The sequence below is a fragment of the Planktothrix sp. FACHB-1355 genome, from assembly GCF_014748295.1.
GTDB classification, from domain to species: Bacteria; Cyanobacteriota; Cyanobacteriia; order Cyanobacteriales; family Aerosakkonemataceae; genus Aerosakkonema; species Aerosakkonema funiforme_A.
The window spans coordinates 1-3,703 of the sequence record NZ_JACJUP010000717.1; the positions used below are offsets into that span (position 1 = coordinate 1).

Genomic DNA, 3,703 nt, shown 5'->3' on the forward strand with positions numbered 1-3,703 from the left:
GCCAATTGCAAAGCTAATAACTGTTTGTGCAAATTCTCTTTATCATCCACTTCAGCACTAGCACGCTCTAAAAGTTGTTCTCCTATCCACACAACGCCGCTTAGTGGGCCAGTAACGGGAAAAGTTAATAGTTTCAGCAACATAAGATTGGTTCCCCTTACGAAAGCTGCGCGAATGTATAAGGCGCAGTAAAATTGTTGTAGCGAATTCGCAGACGATCGCCAAATTTGAGATCGATCGCTTCTACTTTTTCGCCAAACTGAGATTCACTATCCCAAGGAATCAAATAAGCCGCATTATAAATCATTTCTTCTGTCATTGTATCGCTTTCTATCACTTCTTCTGCTAAAGCATTCAATTCATCTCGAAAAAGATCGATTACTTCTTCCTTGCGAGCTTGCAGACCGCTTTCAATCATCTGACCGATTTCGATTACTCCATCCATACTCATCGCTCTACCTTCCATCGCATCGCGCTTTTCTTTCAAGGTAGGATTTGATGCCAGTAACGCTTGTATCTCTGAATTATTATTCCAAAGTACCTTGACGCTAACCTCGCGACGTCCGTCCAATTTATCGAATAACTCTAGCAGTTTTTCCTTGTACGGAATAGTCAATTGTTCGCTTACCGTTTCCCAAGTTTTGATCGCCAATCCAAAGCGAAGGGGGATAAGCGTGCGGAATCCCTCCTTCATGGCATCTTCTAAGACTTTTTCATGGCACAATAGATTGCGTCGAGAAGTGAGATATTTTTCTTGTTTTGCTTCCGAGTACAAAAAATTAAAAATGTCAATCTTATGGCTGTAAACTTGTAGTTTGTCCATTCCTTCTAGCTTTATACTTTCCGGAAGTGGTTCTGTTAAAATCCCATATAAGTAAAAACCTTTACTCATAAAAAATCACCCAAACTAAACAACATTTAAATCGGCTTTGATGTGACGACCAACCGCACCTTAGCGTGAATTAAATTCAGGTTAGCTACCCCTAAATCGATATCGCCATGCACCACAACTCCAATATCTAAAATTCTGTCTAATAGCTCCAATATAGAAGGATTGTGAGTTGCTTCCCCAGGATAGTAAGTTCCTGGCGGCGGTAAAAGAGTGCCGAATTCTCCCAAATTTACATTCAAATCCGCTGGATCGATTTCAAAAATTTCGCACATACGGCGCACTTCTTCTTCCAGCTTTTGCAAACTTTCTGCCGCTCGGTCTAAGTCTGATTCGCTGAGCGCTTGTTCTTCCATACGCCGAATTACTTGCGCTTCCATTAGCTGGCGAACTAATTCTAGCACCGTTAGCAGTAAAGAAGCCAAACCAGCTTTAGTATTGAGTTTGTGAGTGGTGGGAACTGTTTCGTGAGAGTTTTCAGAAGATGTTCCAACTAATGACATGATGAGACTTTTTCACATATTTTTTCACTGACTGAAATTGATTCTTTTGTGCGCGTTTAATCTATTTCTGGATGATTTTCATCTTCGCTAATAGGAGGATTTCTCGATCGATCTTTTGGCTGCTCTGCTGCACTTAAGTCTAGTTGGCTCGTAGCTAAAGCTTTGAGCGATCGCATTTCTGCTTCTAAACTTTGCAACCGTTCCTGAAGTTTTTGATTTTCATCGATTAAAGTTTGGGTTTTACCGCTCAGATAAGGGTCGTTTTCCCACCAGTTTACCCCCATCTCTCGCGCTTTATCAACAGAAGAAATTAACAAGCGAATTCGGATATGCAAGAGTTCGGTTGAGGCGATCGAAACAGAAATATCACCCGCAATCACAATTCCTTTATCCAAAACTCGTTCGAGGATATCCGCCAAAGTCGAACCTTGAGTGGAAGTAGTAATTGTTCGACTGGCATTAGTTCGCGAATTTGTCGGCAGTATCGGCGAGGAAGTCACGATCGGTTCGACTCTTTAAGGATCTGCTCACTATCTTACCGCATCAACAAATATTTTCGCAACAGAGATCTCTGTCCCCTACTGGGTTGAATTCTTTAATTTTGAGCGCTTTTCGCTTTCTAGTCAAATCTGAAATTTTTGCTTCTGGCATTATTTTTCAATTTTGTTTTTATTGCTGACGTAAAAAAGCAGTTTCAAGCCTTCAATTTCAACGGTAATTATCAAGGACTCAAAAATTTTAACTCGATGCGATTGTGGCGGAGTTAATCCAAAAATATTGCCTAGAGTGGCCAGTCAATATCTCCATATTAACTTCTCGTTAAGCAAGAAATTTATTTCTAAATTTGCCATTTTAATTATAATGGCCATCAGTACTCAATTATCTAACATCTAAATAGTATCAAGTGTTTTTGGAGTTGTAAATACTAAAAAAAGAAATAATTATTAAGAGAGATCGCAACTGGCCGATCGTTGACGAGGATTCGTAAGGACAATAAGTTCATCATTAACGGTATTTAACCTGCAAAGACATGGGAGCGCTATTTAGTTGATGGTAACGCAGACAGAAAAGAACTTGCACAAAATACCGGGTGCGATCGCACTAGCCGTAGATTTGACTGAAAGCTAGACAGGATAAGCTTTTAATAGCTATGCTAATTGCGATCGCACAGATCGGCTCAATCTCATCAGATGCAACGCTATCGGCAGATGCGAAAGCCTCGACGAACTGGGTCGCTCTTCCTCAGAGACACCTGGAAATGGGAGCAGTAGCGAAAGCATGGAAAATAGCCGAGCAGAACTGCTGGCAATGTCAGTTGCCGATATCATCAGTTCAGATGCGATCGATCCCAAGGTAAGCGTTCGAGACTTGTTGCGCCAAAAACATATAGTTGTCGAATCTCTACACATTACAAAAGACGGTCAAACTATTCCCGTAGAAGTCAGCGCCACCTTATTTACATTAAACAATTTGCCCACCGTACAAGCAATTTGTCGCGATATCAGCAAACGCAAACAAGCAGAAAAGGAACGAGACCAACTGTTAGCGCGGGAACGAGCTGCGCGGGAAGAAGCCGAAGCAGCCAACCGCATCAAGGATGAATTTTTGGCAGTATTATCTCACGAATTGCGATCGCCCCTTAACCCGATTTTAGGTTGGGCAAGGTTGTTGCAAAAACGCAAGTTTGACGACGAGACAACCGCCCGTGCTTTGGAGACGATCGAACGCAATGCCAAATTGCAAACCCAACTGATTGAGGATTTGTTGGATGTCTCCCGGATTTTGCGCGGTAAGTTAGTTTTGAATGTCGCTGCGGTGAATTTGATAACCACGATCGCAGCTGCCTTGGAAACAGTTCAACTAGCAGCAGAAGCGAAAGGCATTCAAATTCAAACTTTCCTTTCTGCAAACGCAGGACAAGTGTCTGGCGATGCTACGCGCCTTCAACAAGTTGTTTGGAATTTACTCTCCAACGCAGTTAAGTTCACCCCAGCAGGTGGAAGAATTGAAGTTTGTTTCCAGCCAGATGGAAACTATGCTGAAATTACTGTCAGCGATACCGGTAAAGGTATCAGTCGCGAGTTTCTACCGTATGTATTTGAGTATTTTCGTCAGGAAGATGGTCAAGTTAGAACTCTACCACCAGATAGGGGTGGTGAAATTCCGGCGATCGCCCTGACTGCCTATGCGGGAGAATTGAATCGGCAACAAGCTCTAGAAGCTGGTTTTGGGCGACACATCTCCAAACCCGTGGAACCGGAGGAATTGGTGCAGGCGATCGCCGAGTTAGGGGCTAGGGGGAGCGGGGGAG

4 protein-coding genes and 2 pseudogenes are annotated in these 3,703 nt (G+C 42.8%); 2 read left to right on the forward strand and 4 right to left on the reverse strand.

Annotation, left to right across the window (positions count from 1 at the left end; translation table 11 throughout):
• The 4 genes from H6S82_RS23645 to gvpJ all read right to left on the reverse strand — a co-directional run.
• Positions 1-143, reverse strand: a 143-nt coding sequence (locus H6S82_RS23645) for a gas vesicle protein GvpG (RefSeq protein WP_191056802.1), incomplete at its 3' end; no start/stop codon positions are given.
• A 14-nt stretch (positions 144-157) separates the two neighbouring features.
• Entirely contained in the window at positions 158-892 is a 735-nt protein-coding gene (locus H6S82_RS23650; protein ID WP_190464723.1) for a GvpL/GvpF family gas vesicle protein, read from the reverse strand.
• 26 nt (positions 893-918) lie between these two features.
• A complete protein-coding gene (locus tag H6S82_RS23655; RefSeq protein ID WP_190464722.1) occupies positions 919-1,392 on the reverse strand; it encodes a gas vesicle protein K in 474 nt (157 codons plus the stop codon).
• 56 nt (positions 1,393-1,448) lie between these two features.
• Entirely contained in the window at positions 1,449-1,874 is a 426-nt protein-coding gene (gene gvpJ / locus H6S82_RS23660) for a gas vesicle protein GvpJ (RefSeq protein WP_199315273.1), read from the reverse strand.
• 826 nt (positions 1,875-2,700) lie between these two features.
• Here gvpJ and H6S82_RS34415 point away from each other — a divergent pair.
• Positions 2,701-2,862 (forward strand): annotated as a pseudogene (locus H6S82_RS34415) (hypothetical protein); the annotation flags it as partial.
• A 27-nt stretch (positions 2,863-2,889) separates the two neighbouring features.
• Positions 2,890-3,703: pseudogene (locus H6S82_RS23665) on the forward strand (hybrid sensor histidine kinase/response regulator); the annotation flags it as partial.